Below are 4,323 nucleotides of genomic sequence, written 5' to 3'. Positions count from 1 at the left end.
TGGGCATCCGGGCGAGCGCGCCCGATTGACGGTCGTCCGCGCCATCTCTATACTTCGCCCATGACAACCCACGACGCGCTGCCTTCACCCTCCACAGTCCTCCTCCTCACCGGCGAAGGCATCGGCCGCGGCGACGTGGCGTTGCAGCAGCGGCTGCTCAAGACCTACCTGGTAGACGCTACTCTACGAAAGACCTGAAAGGTCTGCCCGGCCCGCTCCCCTGCTCCTTATGCTATAATGAAGGTATGATCCGCCCACGTGTCTTCTTCCCACTGCTACTGCTGATTCTGCTCGCTGTCGCCTGTTCGCGCGAGACGCGGCAAGAGTTCGCCACGCGCGTCTTGCCCAGCGCCGGCACGGCTGCGGCCGAGGGGGCGGTCGTCTTGCGCACGGCGGCGGTCGAGGCGGCCCAGACCAATGCCCCCGTCGCCAAGACGCTGGCCGCCGAGGCGGTGCGCACCGGCGGCCCCATCGTCCGCACCGTGGTCTCAGAGGGGGCCATCATCGGCGGCACCATCGGCGCGGAGGCGCTGGCGACGGGCGGCCCGCTGGCCCGCACGGCCGTGGCCCGCGGCATCGAGGCGTCCGAGACCCGCGCCGCCCAGGAGCCGAGTTACCGCTGCCCCGACGTGGCCTTCACCGTGGATACCGATCTGAACGTCCCGGTGGACATCAGCGGCGCGCAACTCGACGCGGCCATCGCCGCCACTGTGCCCGGCAGCCCGCTCATCGGCCTGGGCGATGCCTTCGTGGACGCCGCCCGCGCCCGCGGCCTGAACGCCTACTACGTGGCCGCCCACGCCGCCTGGGATTCGGCGTGGGGAACCAGCGCCGTCGCCACGCGCAAGAACAACCTGTTCGGCTATGGCGTTACGCCCGCCTGCCCCTATGACTGCGCCGTGCCCTTCAATTCGCAGGCCGAGTCTATCGACTTTGTGACGACGCTGGTGAAGGCCGACTACCTGACCCTCGGTGGGCGCTTCTACACCACGCCCACGCTGCGCGGCATGGAACCCATCTACTCCGGCGCGACCAATTGGGACGACGGCGTGGCGGCCATCATGAACTTGCTGCGCCAGAACACACCGTGTCCGTGATGGTGGAGAAGAGGCTCACGCAAAGGGCGCTAAGAAAGCCAAGAACGCAAAGAAGATCAACTTTTCTTTGCGTTCTTGGCATTCTTGGCGATCTTTGCGTGAGCTTCTCCTTCTTTCTCCCACCCCCCGCGCCAGGCGGCTGCGGCGAGGGGATCACATTCGCCGTCATCGGCGACTATGGCGGGGGGGACGCGCGGGCGGGGGCGGTGGCGGCGCTGGTGGATAGCTGGTCGCCCGACTTTATCGTGACGACCGGCGACAACAACTACCCCGACGGCGCGCCCGACACCATCGATACCAACATCGGCCAGTTCTACAGCGACTACATCTATCCCTACCGCGGCAGCTACGGCCCCGGTGCGACCAGCCGCCGCTTCTACCCCGCGCTGGGCAACCACGACCTGAGTTGGGACGGCGGCCGGCCCTACTTCGATTACTTCACCCTGCCCGGCAACGAACGCTACTACACCGTCTGGCGCTGGCCGGTGCAGCTGTTCATCCTCAACAGCGACGGCCGCGAGCCGGGCGGCGTCCATGCCAACTCCGCCCAGGGCGACTGGCTGCGACGCTCCCTAACCGCGTCGGCCGCGCCGTGGAAGCTGGTTGTGCTGCACCAGCCGCCGTTCACCTCGTCCCTGAACCGCGAGCCAGCGCTGCACCTCCAATGGCCTTATGCCGAGTGGGGCGCGTCGGCTGTCCTGTCCGGCCACGACCACTTCTACGAGCGGCTGGAGTCGGACGGCATCCCCTACTTCATCAACGGCGCGGGCGGCTATGGCCTCTACGCCATCGGCGAGCCGGAGCCGGAGAGTGTCGTGCGCTACAACGACGATTTTGGGGCGATGCGGATTGACGCGACGGCGATGTGCATCCACTACCGGTTCTTCAACACGGCGGGGGAACTGATCGACGAGTTGCGCGTGGAGAACGCGGGTGTGGGGCGTTGGGGCGTGGGGGTGGTAAGACGGGAAAGGATACGGGCGGAGTAACGGGCACGGTCGCGGGCGGGCTGCCGGTCAGTGGGCCACCGGCAGTGCTGCACTTAGCGCGGCAGTGGAATGTGGTGGTGTGGCGGCTGCGGTGGATTGGGGATTACGAGGAGTAGTCTGGGTCAAACTCGGGCCATAGTTTTCCATAATCAGTTAGCGACGGTAATGCGCTAACAACGGTCAGAAAGCTGCCCCGTTTGTGCCTCTTGAGCCGTGTCATTGCTACCTGTCGATTTACGATCAAGCCAATTCGGATACCATGACAATCTTCAGGTCGTCTACACGATTGAATTGCATGTCGTTGGTTAACAGGGCCTCACACCCAGTTGCCAGTGCGCTGGCGAGCTGTAAAGCGTCAGGCAATCGAAGTCCGTGCTTAACGCGCAATTCGGCGGCACGAATGGCCGTTGTGGCGTCAATAACGTGAAAGTGCGTGTTAGGCCCGTGAACAATCAGAGAGACGAATGCTTCTTGTATAGTCGAATCACTGGCTTGTAAGGCTCCTTGTAAACATTCCGCCAGTGTAACTGGCGAAGTAACCAACATAATACCAAGCTCGGCAGCGTGTTCTAGCACACGCTGGATCGCCGCAGCATACGTTGCATGATCCTCGACTAAGTAAATGATTGGCGATGTATCAAGAAAAAGCCTGTGTGTACCCAATAGCACTTCGTCGGGCGTCACTCGTCTTTTCTCCAAACCGCCTCGCGCCTTTCATCCCCCTCTCGCCGCGTCCGCGACACCCACTCTTGCGCGTCTTCACCGAAGAGCGGAGAAGACGCCATCCCCCTCAAATCGCGCCACTCCAGGACAGGATGCTGGCGGCGTCGCTGTATACGACGCGCCAAATACTCGATGAGCATAAGCTGCTCATCAATTGCCAGTCGTTCAGCCTGCTCAAGTACGTCGCCAAGCACGGGATGATCCATAAGGTTCCTCCACTATAGACTGTACATCACATCATTTCACTATTATATGCTAGGGGGCACTCTGAACCTATGTTTCCCCGCCACAGGTTTAGGAAACCGGTAGTACAGTTGCTAGGATCCGATCACCTTCACCACCACCCTCGTCCCCTCCGTCGGCGCGCTGGCGATGGTGAGCATGCCGCCGGCCCGCTCCACCCGCTCGCGCATGGACTTCAGGCCCAGGTGGCCGGGGAACTCCTGGTTCATGTCAAACCCCTGGCCGTTGTCGCACACTTCCAGGATGACCTTGCCGTTGTCATTGAGGAGCCGCACCTCGGCCGACGTGGCCTGGGCGTGCTTGACGATGTTGTGCATGGCCTCCTGCGCCACCCGGTAGAACATCTCCTTCTGCGGCAGCGTCAACTCCGGTTCCGGCCCAAACTCGACGGCTACCGGGATCTGGTGTCGCGCCTGGAGCGCCGCCGTCTGCTTGCGCAGCGCCGCCACCAACCCCTCCGACTGCAACGACTCTGGCCGTAGTTCAAAGATGAGCGCCCGCATCTCGGCCATGCCGGCGTCGGTCTGCGTCAGCACGTAGTCCAGCGCCTCGCCCAGCTTGCCGCGCGTGGCCTCGTCGGCCGGCGAGCGGTCGAGCACCATGCGCGCCGTGCGCGTGCCCAGGGCGATGCCGTAGAGCGCCTGTGAGACGGAGTCATGCAATTCGCGGGCCAGCTTTTGCCGCTCTTCCAGCGCCGCCAGCCGCCCCGCCCCTTCATAGAGCCGGGCGTTCTCGATGGCGACCGCCAGTTGATTCGCCAGCGCTTGCAGCAAGTCCACGTCGCTCTGGTCGAACTCGTTGGCCCGCTCGCTCTGAATGTCGAGCACGCCGATGACGACCTCCTTGCTCTTGATGGGCAAGACCAGCTCGGAGCGCGTCCGCAGGCCCTCCATCGGCACGTAGCGCGGCTCGAGGCTCACGTCGGGCACGACGATGGGCAGGCCGGTGGCCGCCACCCGGCCGGTCAGCCCATCCATGCCCACGCGCAGCGCGTTGGGGCTGAAGAGGATGTCTCCCTCCGGCGAGGTCAGTTGCCCCGCCCCGGCGCGATAGACGACGCACTCCTCCTCCACCAGGCCGACGCCGACGTGGTCGTAGCCAAAGCGCTTGTGGATGAGCGCCGCCGTCTGGCGCAGCAGTCCGTCCACGTCCAGGATGCCGGCGATGGTCTGGCTGACCTGATTGATGACGCGCAACTGGTTAACGCGCTCCTGCTCGGCGGTGAAGAGGCGGGCGTTCTCGATGGCAACGGACGCCTGGGCGGCGAAGGC

Annotated in this window: 6 protein-coding genes; 3 read left to right on the top strand and 3 right to left on the bottom strand. The window is 64.2% G+C overall.

Annotation, left to right across the window (positions count from 1 at the left end; all coding sequences use genetic code 11):
• From ACE3UY_RS22250 to ACE3UY_RS22240, 3 genes are all read left to right on the top strand, one after another.
• Nucleotides 1-198: hypothetical protein (locus tag ACE3UY_RS22250; RefSeq protein ID WP_374689663.1), on the top strand; the 198-nt coding region annotated here is incomplete at its 5' end.
• Between the two features lie 47 nt (nucleotides 199-245).
• A complete protein-coding gene (locus ACE3UY_RS22245) occupies nucleotides 246-1,097 on the top strand; it encodes a glucosaminidase domain-containing protein (RefSeq protein ID WP_374689662.1) in 852 nt (283 codons plus the stop codon).
• A 98-nt stretch (nucleotides 1,098-1,195) separates the two neighbouring features.
• Nucleotides 1,196-2,086, top strand: coding sequence for a metallophosphoesterase (locus ACE3UY_RS22240; protein ID WP_374689661.1), 891 nt, complete (start codon nucleotides 1,196-1,198; stop codon nucleotides 2,084-2,086).
• A 240-nt stretch (nucleotides 2,087-2,326) separates the two neighbouring features.
• Here ACE3UY_RS22240 and ACE3UY_RS22235 read toward each other — a convergent pair whose 3' ends face one another.
• The 3 genes from ACE3UY_RS22235 to ACE3UY_RS22225 all read right to left on the bottom strand — a co-directional run.
• Nucleotides 2,327-2,770 carry a type II toxin-antitoxin system VapC family toxin gene (locus ACE3UY_RS22235; protein ID WP_374689660.1) on the bottom strand — a complete coding sequence of 148 codons (444 nt, stop codon included), beginning with the start codon at nucleotides 2,768-2,770 and terminating at the stop codon, nucleotides 2,327-2,329.
• Complete coding sequence (locus ACE3UY_RS22230; RefSeq protein ID WP_374689659.1) at nucleotides 2,767-3,015, bottom strand: hypothetical protein; 249 nt, start codon at nucleotides 3,013-3,015, stop codon at nucleotides 2,767-2,769. Before ACE3UY_RS22230 ends, ACE3UY_RS22235 begins: the two co-directional genes overlap by 4 nt.
• A gap of 111 nt (nucleotides 3,016-3,126) precedes the next feature.
• On the bottom strand, nucleotides 3,127-4,323 hold a 1,197-nt coding region (locus ACE3UY_RS22225; RefSeq protein WP_374689658.1), incomplete at its 5' end, for a GAF domain-containing protein.

This window comes from Promineifilum sp. (SeqCode) (assembly GCF_041918635.1).
Taxonomy (GTDB): Bacteria; Chloroflexota; Anaerolineae; order Promineifilales; family Promineifilaceae; genus Promineifilum.
Note: the sequence above shows the minus strand (reverse complement) of the source record. Positions and strands in the feature narration are given on the sequence as shown.